Annotated in this window: 12 protein-coding genes; 7 read left to right on the top strand and 5 right to left on the bottom strand. The window is 62.4% G+C overall.

The window, feature by feature from the left end:
* Nucleotides 1–2 precede the first annotated feature (2 nt).
* A complete protein-coding gene (locus ACI2KS_RS25260; RefSeq protein ID WP_404623739.1) occupies nucleotides 3–1,463 on the top strand; it encodes an amidohydrolase family protein in 1,461 nt (486 codons plus the stop codon).
* Nucleotides 1,464–1,590: 127 nt separating this feature from the next.
* On the opposite strand, the gene fahA is transcribed toward ACI2KS_RS25260, so the two are convergent.
* Both fahA and hmgA read right to left on the bottom strand, forming a co-directional pair.
* Nucleotides 1,591–2,889, bottom strand: a complete 1,299-nt coding sequence (fahA, locus tag ACI2KS_RS25255; protein ID WP_404623738.1) for a fumarylacetoacetase — start codon at nucleotides 2,887–2,889, stop codon at nucleotides 1,591–1,593.
* Nucleotides 2,886–4,202 carry a homogentisate 1,2-dioxygenase gene (hmgA, locus tag ACI2KS_RS25250; protein WP_404623737.1) on the bottom strand — a complete coding sequence of 439 codons (1,317 nt, stop codon included), beginning with the start codon at nucleotides 4,200–4,202 and terminating at the stop codon, nucleotides 2,886–2,888. The genes fahA and hmgA overlap by 4 nt, the downstream gene beginning before the upstream one ends.
* A gap of 231 nt (nucleotides 4,203–4,433) precedes the next feature.
* On the opposite strand from hmgA, the gene ACI2KS_RS25245 reads away from it, so the two are divergent.
* Complete coding sequence (locus ACI2KS_RS25245) at nucleotides 4,434–5,225, top strand: IclR family transcriptional regulator (RefSeq protein WP_404623736.1); 792 nt, start codon at nucleotides 4,434–4,436, stop codon at nucleotides 5,223–5,225.
* A 113-nt stretch (nucleotides 5,226–5,338) separates the two neighbouring features.
* Here the strand turns inward: ACI2KS_RS25245 and hppD are convergent, their stop codons facing one another.
* The 3 genes from hppD to glcC form a co-directional block, all read right to left on the bottom strand.
* Nucleotides 5,339–6,415, bottom strand: a complete 1,077-nt coding sequence (gene hppD, locus ACI2KS_RS25240; RefSeq protein WP_404623735.1) for a 4-hydroxyphenylpyruvate dioxygenase — start codon at nucleotides 6,413–6,415, stop codon at nucleotides 5,339–5,341.
* A gap of 142 nt (nucleotides 6,416–6,557) precedes the next feature.
* A complete protein-coding gene (gene maiA, locus ACI2KS_RS25235; RefSeq protein WP_404623734.1) occupies nucleotides 6,558–7,190 on the bottom strand; it encodes a maleylacetoacetate isomerase in 633 nt (210 codons plus the stop codon).
* 83 nt (nucleotides 7,191–7,273) lie between these two features.
* Nucleotides 7,274–8,047 carry a transcriptional regulator GlcC gene (gene glcC, locus ACI2KS_RS25230; protein WP_404623733.1) on the bottom strand — a complete coding sequence of 258 codons (774 nt, stop codon included), beginning with the start codon at nucleotides 8,045–8,047 and terminating at the stop codon, nucleotides 7,274–7,276.
* A gap of 341 nt (nucleotides 8,048–8,388) precedes the next feature.
* Here glcC and glcD point away from each other — a divergent pair, with 341 nt between their 5' ends.
* From glcD to ACI2KS_RS25205, 5 genes are all read left to right on the top strand, one after another.
* Entirely contained in the window at nucleotides 8,389–9,888 is a 1,500-nt protein-coding gene (gene glcD / locus ACI2KS_RS25225; protein ID WP_404623732.1) for a glycolate oxidase subunit GlcD, read from the top strand.
* Entirely contained in the window at nucleotides 9,888–10,985 is a 1,098-nt protein-coding gene (gene glcE, locus ACI2KS_RS25220; protein ID WP_404623731.1) for a glycolate oxidase subunit GlcE, read from the top strand. The genes glcD and glcE overlap by 1 nt, the downstream gene beginning before the upstream one ends.
* A gap of 3 nt (nucleotides 10,986–10,988) precedes the next feature.
* Nucleotides 10,989–12,212 carry a glycolate oxidase subunit GlcF gene (glcF, locus tag ACI2KS_RS25215; RefSeq protein WP_404623730.1) on the top strand — a complete coding sequence of 408 codons (1,224 nt, stop codon included), beginning with the start codon at nucleotides 10,989–10,991 and terminating at the stop codon, nucleotides 12,210–12,212.
* Between the two features lie 40 nt (nucleotides 12,213–12,252).
* Entirely contained in the window at nucleotides 12,253–12,660 is a 408-nt protein-coding gene (locus ACI2KS_RS25210) for a heme-binding protein (protein WP_404623729.1), read from the top strand.
* A gap of 144 nt (nucleotides 12,661–12,804) precedes the next feature.
* Nucleotides 12,805–14,985 (top strand): malate synthase G, encoded by a 2,181-nt coding sequence (locus ACI2KS_RS25205; RefSeq protein ID WP_404623728.1) that lies wholly within the window; start codon nucleotides 12,805–12,807, stop codon nucleotides 14,983–14,985.
* The last annotated feature ends 112 nt before the right edge of the window (nucleotides 14,986–15,097 follow it).

The following is a 15,097-nucleotide window of genomic DNA, read 5'->3' as shown; positions in this document are numbered from 1 at the left end:
GCATGCTTTACGACCTGATCATCCGCGACGCCCTGGTCATCGATGGCAGCGACACGCCGGGCTATCGCGCCGACGTGGCGATCGGCGACGGGCGCGTCCAGCGCATCGGCAAACTGGACGGGCTGTCGGCCAACCAAGAAATAAACGCCGCAGGCCGAGTGCTGGCGCCAGGCTTCATCGACGTCCACACCCACGACGACACCGTGGTGATTCGCCAGCCCGAGATGCTGCCCAAGATCACCCAGGGGGTGACCACGGTGATCGTCGGTAACTGCGGGATCAGCGCGTCCCCGGTCAGCCTGGCGGGCGATCCGCCCGACCCGATGAATCTGCTGGGTCCCGCAGCGGCTTTTGCCTATCCGCGCTTCAGCGACTATCGCGAGGCCGTGAACAAGGCTCGCCCGGCGGTCAACGTCGCGGCGCTGATCGGTCATACGGCCCTGCGCAGCAATCATCTGGACGATCTGTTTCGCAGCGCCACCGCTGGAGAAATCGCCGCCATGCGCGAGCAGTTGCGCCAGAGCCTGGAAGATGGCGCACTGGGATTGTCGACCGGGCTGGCCTACGCCTCGGCGTATTCGGCAGACACCGACGAGGTCAAACAATTGGCCGAGGAGCTGACCGCCTTCGGTGCGGTTTACACCACCCATTTGCGCAGTGAGTTCGAGCCGGTGCTGGAGGCCATGGACGAAGCGTTCGACATCGGTCGCCACGCCCGATCGCCGGTGGTGATTTCCCATCTCAAATGCGCCGGCGCAGGCAACTGGGGTCGCAGCCCGCAGTTGTTGGCATCGCTGGAAAAAGCAGCGCTGAGCCAGCCGGTCGGCTGTGATTGCTACCCGTACGCCGCCAGCTCCTCGACCCTGGACCTCAAGCAGGTGACCGACGCGTTCCGCATCACTATCACCTGGTCGACGCCGCACCCCGATCAGAGCGGCCGCGACCTCAAGGACATCGCTGCCGACTGGGGCCTGTCGCTGCTCGATGCCGCGCGTCAGCTGCAACCGGCGGGGGCGGTGTACTACGGCATGGACGAAAACGATGTGCAGCGCATCATGAAGCACCCACTGTCGATGATCGGCTCGGACGGTCTGCCGGAAGACCCGTTTCCGCATCCGCGCTTGTGGGGTGCGTTTCCACGGGTGCTGGGGCATTTCAGCCGCGATCTGGGCCTGTTCCCGCTGCACACCGCCATCCACAAGATGACCGGCCTGACCGCCACCCGCTTTGGCCTGCATGAGCGCGGTTTCGTTCGTGAGGGGTACTGGGCGGACTTGGTGTTGTTCGACGCCGAAACCGTGCGCGACGTCGCCGACTTCAAGCACCCCACCCGCGCCGCCGAAGGCATCGATGGCGTGTGGGTGAACGGGCAATTGAGCTATGCCCAGGGCAAGCCGCAAGGTGAACGGCAAGGGCAGTTTTTGCCCAGGAGCGGGTCGTTGCTGTCGGGCTTCAAGCCATAACGCAAATCACTGTAGGAGTGAGCTTGCTCGCGATGGCAAGGGGTCAAGGGGTGGTGACGTGACCTGCCCCAATCGCGAGCAAGCTCACTCCTACAGGTCTGGTGTCACGCCAACAAAAAGGTAGCCATCACCCCACCACCACCCCGCGACACTCACCAAAGCCGATGCTCACCTGGCCGCCCCTGCGGCAGCGCGCCTTGAGGATCACTTCGTCACCGGCTTCGAGAAACTTCCGCGTCTCGCCGCTCGGCAGTTCGACGGCGTGTTTGCCGCCTTCGGTCATCTCCAGCAGGCTGCCGAACTGCCCCGCTTGCGGACCGGACAAGGTCCCCGTGCCGAACAGATCCCCGGGCTGCAGTTTGCAGCCGTTGACACTGTGATGCGTGACCATCTGCGCCACGGTCCAGTACATGTTCAGCGTGTTGCTCAACGCCAGGCGTTGCGGCGCCAGGCCGTGGTCTTTCATCTGCGCGGTGAGCAGCAGCACTTCCAGTTCGATATCCAGCGCGCCCTGTTGCTGGTCGCGCTCATCGAACAGGTAATCCAGCGGCCGTGGATCGCCTTCGGGGCGTTTCGGTTGAGGGCTGCGAAACGGCGCCAGCGCTTCGGCCGTCACCACCCAGGGCGAAATGCTGGTAGCGAAGCTTTTCGACAGAAACGGCCCCAGCGGCTGGTATTCCCAGGCTTGCAGATCGCGGGCCGACCAGTCGTTGAGCAGGCAGAAACCGGCAATGTGTTCATGCGCCTGACCGATATCGATCGGCTCGCCCGCCTCATTACCCGGACCCATCCACACACCCACTTCCAGTTCGTAGTCCAGGCGTTTGCTCGGCCCGAACGACGGCACTTCAGCGCCCGGCGCGAGGGTCTGACCACCGGGACGCTTGACCGCGGTGCCCGACACGCACAGCGTCGAGGCCCGACCGTGGTAGGCGATGGGCACGTATTTGTAGTTCGGCAGCAACGGATTGTCGGGACGGAACAGTTTGCCGACGTTCATCGCGTGATGAATGCCCACGTAGAAGTCGGTGTAGTCGCCGACCTGCGCGGGCAGGTGCATCTGACATTCACTCTGGGCAACCAGCAAGGTTGAACCCATCGCCTGCAGGCGCTCGCGCTGTGGGCTGGCTTCATCGAGCAGGTGCAGTAGTTCGCTGCGCAGCGCCTGGCGTGACGATGGGCCGAGGGCAAAAAAATCGTTGAGCTGACCCCGGCATGCCGCTTCGGCAGCCAGCCTCGCTACGCCGTTGAACAGGCTCGCGTCGAGGGCCGCTTGCAGGTCGAAAATGCAGTCGCCAATGGCCACGCCACCCCGCTTGGCCAAGCCCTGTCGACTGAACACGCCGAACGGCAGGTTCTGCAGCGCAAAATCAGGGTGATCGTTGGCGCAAGTCACCCAACTGCGGGCGGGTTGGGAAGTGCTCATCGTTGGCTGTCCGTATCGAGGGGTTTGAATGTTCTGGCGATGCCATTCCAGCAGGCATCGTAATCATTTTGCAGTTGCGGGCATTCCAGCGCGTGGCGGCTGGGGCGCAGGACCTTGCTGGTCTCGAACATGAACGCCATGGTCTGTTCGATCTTGTGCGGCGCAAGGTCTGCCGCCATGGCTTTCTGAGCGGTGGCGTTGTCCGGGCCATGAGCACTCATGCAGTTGTGCAGCGACACCCCGCCTGGCATGAAGCCTTCGGCCTTGGCGTCGTAGGCACCGTCGATCAGGCCCATGAATTCGTTCATCAGGTTGCGATGAAACCAGGGTGGGCGGAAGGTGTTTTCAGCGACCATCCAGCGCGGCGGGAAGATCACGAAATCGACGTTGGCCTGGCCATGAACCGGCCCCGGTGAGGTGAGTACGGTAAAGATCGAGGGGTCCGGGTGATCGTAACTGACGGTGCCCAGGGTGTTGAACCGACGCAGATCGTATCGATACGGCACGTTGTTGCCATGCCACGCCACCACGTCGAAGGGCGAGTGCTCCAGCTCGGTCGCCCATAGCTCGCCAAGGAACTTCTGCACCAGCACGGTGGGTTGCTCGCTGTTGTCGAAGTGAGCCACCGGCGCCTGGAAATCCCGGGGATTGGCCAGCCCATTGCTGCCGATCGGGCCCAGGTCCGGCAGGCGCAGGGGACCACCGTGGTTTTCGCAGATATACCCCCTGGCGGCGCCGTCGAGCAGGTGCACGCTGAATTTCAGACCGCGAGGCAGCACGGCGATTTGCTGGGGTTCGATGTCCAGCAGGCCCAGCTCGGTGACGATCCGCAAGCGACCTTGCTGCGGGACGATCAACCATTCGCCATCGGCATTGAAGAACGCGCGCTGCATGGAGCGGTTGGCGGCAAACACATACACGCTGACCCCTTCGGCCTGATCCGCCGCCGAGGTGCTGGCCAGCGCAATCAATCCGTCGATCAAGTCAGTTGGTTCGGCGGGGATGTCGAAGGCGTTCCAGCGCAGGCGATTGGGGGTAATCGGGCCTGGTTGCTGACCGCTTATCTGCCGCGCCAGACGCTGAAATCGGGGATGCGCGGCCGACGGCTTGATCCGATACAGCCAGGTGCGCCGGGCCTCGGCACGAGGGACAGTGAAGGCTGTTCCGGAAAACTGCTCGGCGTACAGCCCAAGCGGATGGCGCTGCGGTGAGTTCTGCCCGACCGGCAGGCCGCCGGCAACTGCCTCGCTGCTGAACTGGTTGCCAAAGCCGCACTGGTATTGCAAAGCCTGGGATGCAGGTGCCGTGGACATCTTGACCTCTTGTTGTTATTGACGGGCATGCCCCTGTAGGAGTGAGCTTGCTCGCGATGGCGGTAGTGCAGACAACACATGGGTGATGGGCGAACGCGATCGCGAGCAAGCTCACCCCTACGGGATCATCGTGACGCGTATTATCGTAAACCAATTACGCTTAACGTAATTTGAGTTTGGCTGTCGGTCAAGCTATAAAGCAGCCTTCTCAGACCGGCGCCCTCCTCGCTCATGACCGAAGAATCCGCAACTCCTGCAGCCCCCCGCCAACAGAAGGTGCAATCGGCCGAAGTCGGCGTCGGCATCCTCAAGGCGTTGGCGGAACTGGCCCCCGCCACTTCGCTGTCCAAGCTCGCCGAACATGTCGGCATGCCTGCCAGCAAAGTGCACCGTTACTTGCAGGCGTTGGTGGACAGCGGGTTCGCCGAGCAGGACCCGGTCACCAACCATTACCGGCTGGGACGCTCGGCCCTGCAGGTCGGCCTTGCGGCGTTGAGCCAGCTGGACGTGCTGAAAACCTGCGCGCCGGCGCTGATCGCACTGCGCGACGAGCTGAACGAGACCTGTTTTCTGGCGGTGTGGGGCAATAAGGGCCCGACCGTGGTCTACGTGGAGCAATCGCTGGGTGCGGTCACGCTGGTGACCCAGATCGGCTCGGTGTTGCCGCTGCTTGGTTCATCCACGGGGCTGGTGTTCGACACCTTCCTTTCGAACGCCGAGACCGCAGCGTTACGCGAGTCGGAATCGAGCGGCTTGAACGCCAGGCAGTTGAAGGAAATAGACCGGCACATCAAGGAAATCCGCAGCACCGGCGTGCACCAGATTCACGGGTTGCTGATGGCCGGGGTCAACGCGGTGTCGTCGCCGGTATTCGCCATGGGCAACAAGCTGGCGGGCGTGGTGACAGTGGTGGGATCGGCGTCGGTGTTCACCGATCAGCGTCAGGCCGCGGCGGCGCAGAAACTGTTGCACACCGCCCAGGCGATCAGTGCGCGCATGGGTGGGCAAATGCCCGACGCTTAACCGCGCATAAGCCCTGTAGCAGTCCGGCTTGCCGGCGGCAGCGGTCACACGGACGCCACCGCCGGCATGCCGGACGCTACAGGGTTCGCCTGTCGCGCTGTAGGCGTCTTGGGTTAATCCGCCGTCAACACGCCACGCCGCACCTGGTCGCGCTCGATCGACTCGAACAAGGCCTTGAAGTTGCCCTCGCCGAAGCCGTCATCGCCCTTGCGCTGAATGAATTCAAAGAACACCGGCCCCATCAGCGTTTCCGAGAAGATCTGCAACAACAGGCGCTGGCTGCCGCCCTCGGAGTTGCCATCGAGCAGAATGCCGCGTGCCTTCAACTCGCTTTCAGGCTCGCCGTGGTTGGGCAAGCGGCCTTCGAGCATTTCGTAATAGGTGTCCGGGGGCGCGGTCATGAAGCGCATGCCTAAGGCTTTGAGCCGGTCCCAGGTATCGATCAGGTTTTCGGTAAAGAACGCTACGTGCTGAATGCCTTCACCGTTGAACTGCATCAGGAACTCTTCGATCTGCCCGGCACCTCTGGACGACTCTTCATTGAGCGGGATGCGGATCATGCCGTCCGGCGCGGTCATCGCCTTGGAGGTCAGACCGGTGTACTCGCCCTTGATATCGAAATAGCGAATTTCGCGGAAATTGAACAGCTTCTCGTAGAAGTTCGCCCAGTACGCCATGCGCCCACGGTAAACATTGTGCGTCAGGTGGTCGATGAACTTCAGGCCAGCGCCTTGCGGGTGGCGCTCGACGCCTTCGATGAACACGAAGTCGATGTCGTAGATCGAGGTGCCTTCACCGAAGCGGTCGATCAGGTACAGCGGCGCGCCACCGATCCCCTTGATCGCAGGCAGGCGTAGCTCCATCGGCCCGGTGCCGATTTCAATCGGCTGCGCACCCAACTCCAGCGCACGCTTGTAGGCCTGCTGCGAATCCTTGACCCGGAACGCCATGCCACACACCGACGGCCCGTGCTCGGCGGCGAACCAGGACGCCTGGCTGTGCGGTTCGTTGTTGAGGATGATGTTGATCGCGCCCTGGCGGTACAGCGCCACGTTCTTGGAGCGGTGGTTGGCGACCTTGGTGAAGCCCATCATCTGGAACACCGGCTCCAGCATGTTGGGGGTTGGCGAGGCGAATTCGATGAATTCGAAGCCCATCAGGCCCATCGGATTTTCATAGAGATCAGTCACGGTCTTGCTCCTGCTAAATAGTGAAATGCACAGCGGCGAAGATCACTGTTCAGCGGGTGGCGCGCAGGGTATACCGCGAACGCTGCGGGCGAGGAAGTCGCCAAAGATCAATTGCAGACCGAAGATTTTCATGTAGGAAAGGTTACTCCGGCTTATCGAATTGCGCATCAGGATGCGCGAGCTGGAAGGCAGGATGCTGCAACGCCAGCGCCTCGACCCGACAGATGCGCGGGAAGGCACGCAAATCGACGTTGAAACGCCTCGCTGCGTACAGTTGCGGCAACAGGTATACATCGGCCAGGCCAACATCTGCGAAGCAGAAGCCTTCGTCGCCGATCAGCGCCTCAACGGCGGCAAATCCCTGATTGATCCAGTGGCCAATCCAGGCGCTCACATCGTCCTCCGGATGGCCCAGACCGCGCAGGCGATTGAGCACTGCGACGTTATGCAACGGATGAATATCACACGCGATCAATGCCGCCACCTGTCGATGTTGCGCGCGTTCGAGCAGACCCTGCGGCAATAGCGCCGGGGTGGGAAAGCGTTCTTCAAGGTATTCGATGATGGCCGGCGACTGGATGATCACCTGACCCGCTTCGAGCCTGAGCGCAGGCACGCGGCCCTGTGGATTGATGGCCAGGTAGTCAGGCTTATGATGTTCGCCGCCGTCACGAATCAGATTGACCGCCACAGCGTCGACCTGCAGGCCTTTCAATGCCAGGGCGATACGCACTCGATAGCTGGAGGTTGAACGATAGTAGGTAAAAAGATCCACGGGCAATGGCCTGTTATTTTCTTGTTATTCGTAAACGCTTTACGCAATGCGTAAACTGAGCCATTCCTCCGTGGCTGTCAAGGTCAGGCCCACCCCTCCAGGCGCAAGGTCGCCCGAACCAGACGCTGCTCTTCATCCTCGATCTCGCGCAGGTTTTCGCAGATGCTCTGGATGTGCGCCACGGCAGCCTTGCGCGCCTGTTCCGGCAGCCGGCCGGTGACGGCGTTGTAGAGACGGGCATGATGACGATCGATCTGACGTTTTTGCGCTTCGCGGTGATAGAGGTTGTTGACCGAGGCGAATACGGTATTGAGCAACAGGTCGGTCAAAGAGCGCAGGGTCTGCACCAGCACCGGGTTATGCGACGCCTCACTGATCGCCAGGTGAAAGGCGTGGTCCAGGCGCGCATGCTCGGAGGCGGCCAGTTCATGACCATGCGCCGCCACCAGCGCATCGTAGGCGCGGGTGATCAGCACGAAATCAGCGTCGGTGCCACGCAGCGCCGCCAAGCGCGCAGACTCGCCTTCAAGCAGGCTGCGCACCTCGAACAGGTCGTAGAGGGTGCGCGGTTGCGAGGCGAACAGATGCATCAGCGGTGACGTGGCGGAGAGCCCCAGCCCACCCATTTGCGCGACGAACGAGCCTTTGCCCTGCCGGGTTTCGATGATGCCTCGAGCGCGCAGCAGTTTCAGGCCTTCACGCAGGGCCGTGCGCGAAACACCGAGCTTCTCCGTCAGGCGCCGTTCGGAGGGCAGCAACTGCCCGACCTTGAGCACGCCATCGACGATCAACCGCTCGATACGTTCGCTTACCACGTCGGCGACTTGCGGCGGGCGCCTGAGGTCAGGGTTATTCATACTAGGTGCTTCCTTGAAAATGGGTTTGCCGGGCCATGCACGGGTGTAGGAGCCGGCGCCAATGGCTGGGTGATGTACCGCGTAGAGCACGTCCGCAGGCGCCATTCAGACTGGTATGACCAGTTGCAGAAATGCAAACAATAGAAACCACATCGACTACCAGATCACTGATTACCAAGGATTTTTGCAATTTCTTTTGTGCAAATGCCAAAAGAAACTGGTTCGACCAGTGCGTTCAGACATGGACAGTAAAGGCCGCGAGGCCAATGATGCAAGTCAGCCGTAGAACGTTCATCAATAGAACGGGCCTCAATAAAAACAACCAGGGTTGCAAACCCATCATGAATATTCTTTACGACGAACGCGTCGATGGCGCGCTGCCGGTCATCGACAAGGCCCAGCTGCTGCAGGCCTTGCAGTCACGCCTGCCTGATCTGGACATCCTCCACCGCGAGGAAGAACTGCGCCCCTACGAATGCGACGGCCTCTCCGCCTACCGCACCACGCCGATGCTGGTGGTGCTGCCGCAACGCCTGGAGCAAGTGCAAACCCTGCTCAAGGTCTGCCACGAACGCGGCGTGCCGGTGGTGGCACGCGGCGCGGGCACCGGCCTCTCCGGCGGCGCATTGCCGCTGGAGAAGGGCGTGCTGCTGGTCATGGCGCGGTTCAACAAGATCCTCCACATCGACCCGGCAGGTCGATTCGCTCGCGTACAACCGGGGGTACGCAACCTGGCGATTTCCCAGGCAGCAGCCCCCTATGACCTTTATTACGCTCCCGACCCGTCCTCGCAGATTGCCTGCTCCATCGGTGGCAACGTCGCGGAAAACGCCGGTGGCGTGCATTGTCTGAAGTACGGGCTGACCGTGCATAACCTGCTCAAGGTCGACATCCTCACCGTTGAAGGTGAACGCCTGGTACTCGGCTCCGATGCGCTGGACTCCCCGGGTTTCGACCTGCTGGCATTGTTCACCGGCTCCGAAGGCATGCTCGGCATCATCACTGAAGTGACCGTCAAGCTGTTGCCCAAGCCGCAAGTCGCACGGGTGCTGCTGGCAGCATTCGACTCCGTGGAAAAAGCCGGTCGCGCGGTCGGCGACATCATTGCCGAGGGCATCATCCCCGGCGGGCTGGAGATGATGGATAACCTGGCGATCCGCGCCGCTGAAGATTTTATCCATGCCGGTTACCCGGTAGACGCCGAAGCCATCCTGCTGTGTGAGCTGGACGGCGTGGAAGCCGACGTGCATGACGACTGCTCGCGGGTCCGTGCAGTATTGGAAAAAGCCGGCGCCACCGAAGTGCGCCAGGCAAAAGACGAAGCCGAGCGCGTGCGCTTCTGGGCCGGGCGCAAGAACGCGTTCCCGGCGGTGGGTCGGCTGTCGCCGGATTATTACTGCATGGACGGCACCATCCCGCGTCGGGAATTGCCCGGCGTACTGAAGGGCATTACCGCGCTTTCCGAACAATACGGACTGCGGGTGGCCAATGTGTTCCATGCCGGCGACGGCAACATGCACCCGCTGATCCTTTTCGATGCCAACCAGCCAGGCGAGCTGGACCGGGCCGAAGCACTGGGCGGGAAAATCCTCGAACTGTGCGTGAAAGTCGGTGGCAGCATCACCGGCGAGCATGGCGTGGGTCGCGAGAAGATCAATCAGATGTGCGCGCAGTTCAACAGCGATGAGCTGACCCTGTTCCACGCAGTGAAGGCGGCGTTCGACCCCAGCGGCATGCTCAATCCCGGCAAGAACATCCCGACCCTGCATCGCTGCGCCGAATTCGGTGCGATGCACGTGCACATGGGCAAGCTGCCCTTCCCTGAACTGGAGCGTTTCTGATGGGCGCCGAACGTCAACCGCAAATCAATGCCCCAGACCGCGATGCCAGCCAGGTCCTGCAAGAGCAGGTCAACGAGGCCATCCAGAACGGCCTGCCGCTGCGCATCCAGGGCGCCAACAGCAAGGCATTCCTAGGGCGCGAAGTGGCCGGCGAAGTGCTCGACACGCGGATTCATCGCGGCATCGTCACTTACGATCCGACCGAACTTGTGATCACCGCACGCGCCGGCACTGCGCTCAGTGAATTGAATGCCGCGCTGGACGCTGCCGGGCAGATGCTGCCCTGCGAGCCGCCGATCTTCAGTGACGGCGGCGTGGGTGATGCCACGGTCGGCGGCATGATCGCCGCCGGACTGTCCGGGCCACGCCGGCCGTGGTCAGGCTCGGTGCGCGACTTTGTGCTCGGCACCCGGGTGATCACCGGGCTGGGCAAGCATCTGCGGTTCGGCGGCGAAGTGATGAAAAACGTGGCCGGCTACGACCTGTCGCGGCTGATGGCCGGCAGCTTCGGCTGCCTGGGCCTGATCACCGAAGTCTCGCTCAAAGTGCTGCCCAAACCCCGGCTGTGTACCAGCATTGCCCTGGAAACGGACAGCACCCGCGCCCTCGCCCGCCTCGCCGAATGGGGCCAGCAACCGCTGCCGATCAGCGCCGCCAGCCACGATGGACGCGTACTGCGCCTGCGCCTGGAGGGCGGTGAAGGATCAGTGGCAGCGGCCCATGATCGCCTGGGTGGTGAGGCCATCGACCCGGCTTACTGGCAGGCGCTGAACGCGCACCGGCTGGACTTCTTCACCGACGGCAGAGCGCTGTGGCGCCTGTCGCTGCCGACCAATACCGGCGTGCTGGATATCCCTGGTGATCAGTTGATCGACTGGGGCGGCGCGCAGCGCTGGTTGAAGTCCGATGCCAGCGGCAGCGAGATTCGCGCCATCGTCGGTGCGGTTGGTGGACACGCCACCTGCTACAGCCACGGCCTGGATGACAGCCCGTTCCAGCCACTGGCCGCGCCGCTGTTGCGCTATCACCGCCAGCTCAAGGCGCAACTCGATCCGCACGGAGTTTTCAATCCGGGCCGAATGTACGCAGAGATCTGAACCATGCAGACCACCCTGAGCGAACAGGCAAAACAACTGCCCCGCGCCGAAGAAGCCGAAAGCATTTTGCGCAGCTGCGTGCACTGCGGTTTCTGCAACGCGACCTGCCCGACCTATCAACTGCTCGGTGACGAACTGGACGGCCCACGCGGGCGAATCTACCTGATCAAGCAGGTGCTCGAAGGCCGCGAAGTCACCGAGAAAACCCAGCTGCATCTGGACCGCTGTCTGTCGTGCCGCAATTGCGAGACCACCTGCCCTTCGGGCGTCAATTATCACAACCTGCTGGACATCGGCCGCGCGGTGGTCGATGCCGCCGTGCCGCGCCCGCTCGGCCAGCGCCTGTTGCGCGAAAGTCTGCGCCAGGTGGTGCCCAACGCCGGGTTGTTCAAAACCCTGACGCAGGTGGGCAACGCCTTTCGACCACTGCTGCCCGGCAGCCTGAAAAGCAAACTGCCTGGCGATATTCGCCCGGCCAAGGCGCGTCCGACCCAACAACATGCGCGTCAGGTGCTGATCCTTGAAGGCTGCGTGCAACCGGGTCTGTCGCCCAATACCAATGCTGCCACCGCGCGGGTCCTCGACCGTCTGCAGATCAGCGTCAAATCGATCGCTCAGGCCGGCTGCTGCGGCGCCGTGGATTACCACCTCAATGCCCAGGAACAGGGCTTGGAACGTGCCCGTCGCAACATTGACGCCTGGTGGCCGAGCGTGCAGGCCGGCGCCGAAGCCATCGTGCAGACCGCCAGCGGTTGCGGCGCGTTCGTCAAGGACTACGGGCACATGCTGCGTGACGACCCGGCCTATGCCGACAAAGCGGCCAGGGTCAGCGAACTGACCAAGGACCTGGTGGAGGTATTGCGTGCCGAACCGCTGGAAAAACTCGGTGGCTGCACCAGCCAGACACTGGCGTTTCATTGCCCCTGCACCCTGCAACACGCGCAGAAACTCGGTGGCGCAGTGGAAGCGGTGCTGACACGGCTGGGCTTCAATCTGACCGCTGTGCCCGACAGTCACCTATGCTGTGGCTCGGCCGGCACTTACTCGATCACCCAGCCGGAGTTGTCCCGCCAGCTGCGCGACAACAAAATGAATGCGCTGGAAAGCGGCAGACCGCAGGTCATCGCTACCGCCAATATCGGCTGCCAGACCCATCTGGCGAGCGCCGGCCGTACACCCGTCAAACACTGGATCGAACTGATCGAAGACGCCCTGCATCCAAGTTGATCGCACAGCGTCTCTACACATCTTTCTATAGGAGAGCTTCATGAAAACCAAATCCGTACTGACCCAGACCGAAGTCACTCAGATCCTTGCTGCCGCTCGCACAGAAGCCCAGGCCAATGGCTGGGCGGTGTCGATTGCCGTGACCGATGACGGCGGCCACCTGCTGGGCTTCGAACGCCTGGACGGTTGTGCGCCGATCGGTGGCTACATCGCCATCGAAAAGGCCCGTACCTCGGCGCTGGGCCGTCGCGAATCCAAGGGCTATGAAGAGATGGTCAATGGCGGCCGCACCGCGTTCGTCACCGCTCCCCTGCTGACTTCGCTGGAAGGCGGCGTACCGCTGATCGTGGACGGTGAGACCATCGGCGCCGTGGGTGTGTCCGGCGTCAAGGCCGACCAGGACGCGCAAGTGGCCAAGGCCGGTGTTGCCGCGGTGAATGCGGGCTGACGCAAAACATATACCCCTGTAGGAGTGAGCTTGCTCGCGATAAGGCTGTGTCAGACACACCTTCATCACAGGCAGTTTGCAATCGCGAGCAAGCTCACTCCTACCCGTTCGAGCCGCACATAATATTCATGATGGAGAGCCCCGATGACCGAATTCGTCAACTGCCAGAACCTCAAGGTGGCAGCCAATCTGAAACGTTTTGTCGACGAGGACGTGCTTCCCGGAACAGGGCTGACCCCGGAGGTTTTCTGGGCTGATTTCGACTCGCTGGTGCATGACCTGGCGCCGCTCAACCGTGAGCTGCTGGTCGAGCGCGACCGCTTGCAGACGCAACTGGACAAGTGGCACAAAGCCAATTCGGGTCCGGTCACCGACATGCCCGCCTACATCGCCTTTCTCGACTCCATCGGCTACCTGCAACCGGTGCCCGCGCAAGTTCAGGTCACCACCAGCAAGGTCGATATCGAAGTCAGCGAGCAGGCTGGACCGCAGCTGGTCGTCCCGGCGGCCAATGCCCGCTATGCGTTGAATGCCGCGAACGCGCGCTGGGGGTCGCTGTACGACGCACTGTATGGCACCGATGCGATCTCCGATGCCAACGGCGCCGAGATCAAGGCCGGCTACAACCCGCTGCGTGGCACCAAGGTCATCGCCTTCGCCCGCGCCTTGCTCGATGAAGCCGCGCCTCTGGCCACCGGCTCCCATGTCCAGGCCAAGGCCTATGCGGTCGATAGCGGCGAACTGCTGGTGACCCTGACCGACGGCAGTCAGTCGCGTCTGGCACAGCCGGAAAAATATGTCGGCTATCAGGGCGACGCGCGCCAACCCGATGCGATTCTGCTGAAGAACCACGGCCTGCACATCGAAATCCAGATCGATCCGAGCAGCCCGATCGGCAGCAGCGACCCGGCGGGCATCAAGGACCTGCTGCTGGAAGCTGCGCTGTCGACCATCATTGACTGCGAGGACTCGGTGGCGGCGGTGGATGCCGACGACAAGCTGGTGATTTACCGCAACTGGCTGGGCCTGATGAAGGGCGATCTGAGCGAAGAGCTGGTCAAGGGCGGCAAGACCATCACTCGCCGCCTGAATGCCGACCGTCAATACACCGCAGCCGATGGCAGCCACATCACGCTGCACGGGCGCTCGCTGCTGTTCATCCGTAACGTCGGGCATCTGATGACCAACCCGGCCATCCTCTACGACGGCAACCAGGAAATCCCCGAAGGCATTCTTGATGGCGTGATGACCAGTCTGATTGCCCTGCACGACCTGCACAATCGCGGCAACTCACGTGCCGGTAGCGTTTACATCGTCAAGCCCAAGATGCACGGTCCGGCCGAAGTGGCGTTCGCCGATCAGCTGTTCAGCCGCATCGAGGACGTGCTGAAGATCCCGCGTCATACCCTGAAAATGGGGATCATGGACGAAGAGCGTCGCACCAGCGTCAACCTCATGGCCTGCATCAACGCCGCGTCGGCCAGGGTCGCGTTCATCAATACCGGTTTTCTCGACCGCACCGGTGACGAGATGCACAGCTCGATGGAAGCCGGCCCGATGTTGCGCAAGGGCGACATGAAGGCCACGCCGTGGATCAAGGCGTACGAGCGCAACAACGTGCTGGTGGGCCTGGCCTGCGGCCTGCGCGGCCGAGCGCAGATCGGCAAGGGCATGTGGGCCATGCCGGATCTGATGGCCAACATGCTGGAACAGAAAATCGCCCATCCCAAATCCGGAGCGACCACCGCCTGGGTGCCCTCGCCTACCGCCGCGACCCTGCACGCCTTGCATTATCACAAGGTCGATGTGAAGGCCGTGCAACAGGAACTGGAGCAGGTTGACCTGGACAGCGTCAGTGAGGAAATCCTGCTCGACCTGCTCACCGTTCCCGTGGCCGCCCAAGCCAACTGGACCGAAGACCAGATTCGCGAGGAAGTCGAGAATAACGCCCAGGGCCTGCTTGGCTATGTGGTGCGCTGGGTCGAGCAAGGTGTGGGCTGTTCCAAGGTGCCGGACATTCACAACGTCGGCCTGATGGAGGACCGCGCCACGCTGCGCATCTCCAGCCAGCACATCGCCAACTGGTTGCGTCACAAGGTGATCGACGACCACTACGCGATGGAAACCCTCAAGCGCATGGCCAAGGTGGTGGACAAGCAGAACGCCGGTGATTCGGCATACAAACCAATGGCCGAGAACTTCGACAAGTCGATAGCGTTCCAGGCGGCGTGCGCGCTGGTGTTCAAGGGCCGCGAGCAGCCAAGCGGGTACACCGAACCTTTGCTGCATAAGTTCCGCCTGGCGTACAAGCAGCAGGCTGATTAAGCCGGTCCCGCTGAAACCTGATCATGTCCACGTTCTGCGTGGGCATGCATCCGGTGACGCTCTGCGTCACTGCTGCCGGAGGCGCAGCGCCCGGGGCGGCGTTACCACGCAG

This window comes from Pseudomonas sp. NPDC087358 (genome assembly GCF_044900785.1).
In the GTDB taxonomy this organism is placed as follows: Bacteria; Pseudomonadota; Gammaproteobacteria; order Pseudomonadales; family Pseudomonadaceae; genus Aquipseudomonas.
The sequence above is the reverse complement of the archived record's forward strand: the minus strand, read 5'-3'. Positions and strand labels throughout refer to the sequence as shown.

What these genes read in the sequence shown, in the direction of transcription:
- ACI2KS_RS25260 (WP_404623739.1), top strand. Translation starts at nt 3, where the DNA reads ATGCTTTACGACCTGATCATCCGCGACGCCCTGGTCATCGATGGCAGC.
- fahA (WP_404623738.1), bottom strand. Translation starts at nt 2,889, where the DNA reads ATGAGCACTTCCCAACCCGCCCGCAGTTGGGTGACTTGCGCCAACGAT.
- hmgA (WP_404623737.1), bottom strand. Translation starts at nt 4,202, where the DNA reads ATGTCCACGGCACCTGCATCCCAGGCTTTGCAATACCAGTGCGGCTTT.
- ACI2KS_RS25245 (WP_404623736.1), top strand. Translation starts at nt 4,434, where the DNA reads ATGACCGAAGAATCCGCAACTCCTGCAGCCCCCCGCCAACAGAAGGTG.
- glcC (WP_404623733.1), bottom strand. Translation starts at nt 8,047, where the DNA reads ATGAATAACCCTGACCTCAGGCGCCCGCCGCAAGTCGCCGACGTGGTA.
- glcD (WP_404623732.1), top strand. Translation starts at nt 8,389, where the DNA reads ATGAATATTCTTTACGACGAACGCGTCGATGGCGCGCTGCCGGTCATC.
- glcE (WP_404623731.1), top strand. Translation starts at nt 9,888, where the DNA reads ATGGGCGCCGAACGTCAACCGCAAATCAATGCCCCAGACCGCGATGCC.
- glcF (WP_404623730.1), top strand. Translation starts at nt 10,989, where the DNA reads ATGCAGACCACCCTGAGCGAACAGGCAAAACAACTGCCCCGCGCCGAA.
- ACI2KS_RS25210 (WP_404623729.1), top strand. Translation starts at nt 12,253, where the DNA reads ATGAAAACCAAATCCGTACTGACCCAGACCGAAGTCACTCAGATCCTT.
- ACI2KS_RS25205 (WP_404623728.1), top strand. Translation starts at nt 12,805, where the DNA reads ATGACCGAATTCGTCAACTGCCAGAACCTCAAGGTGGCAGCCAATCTG.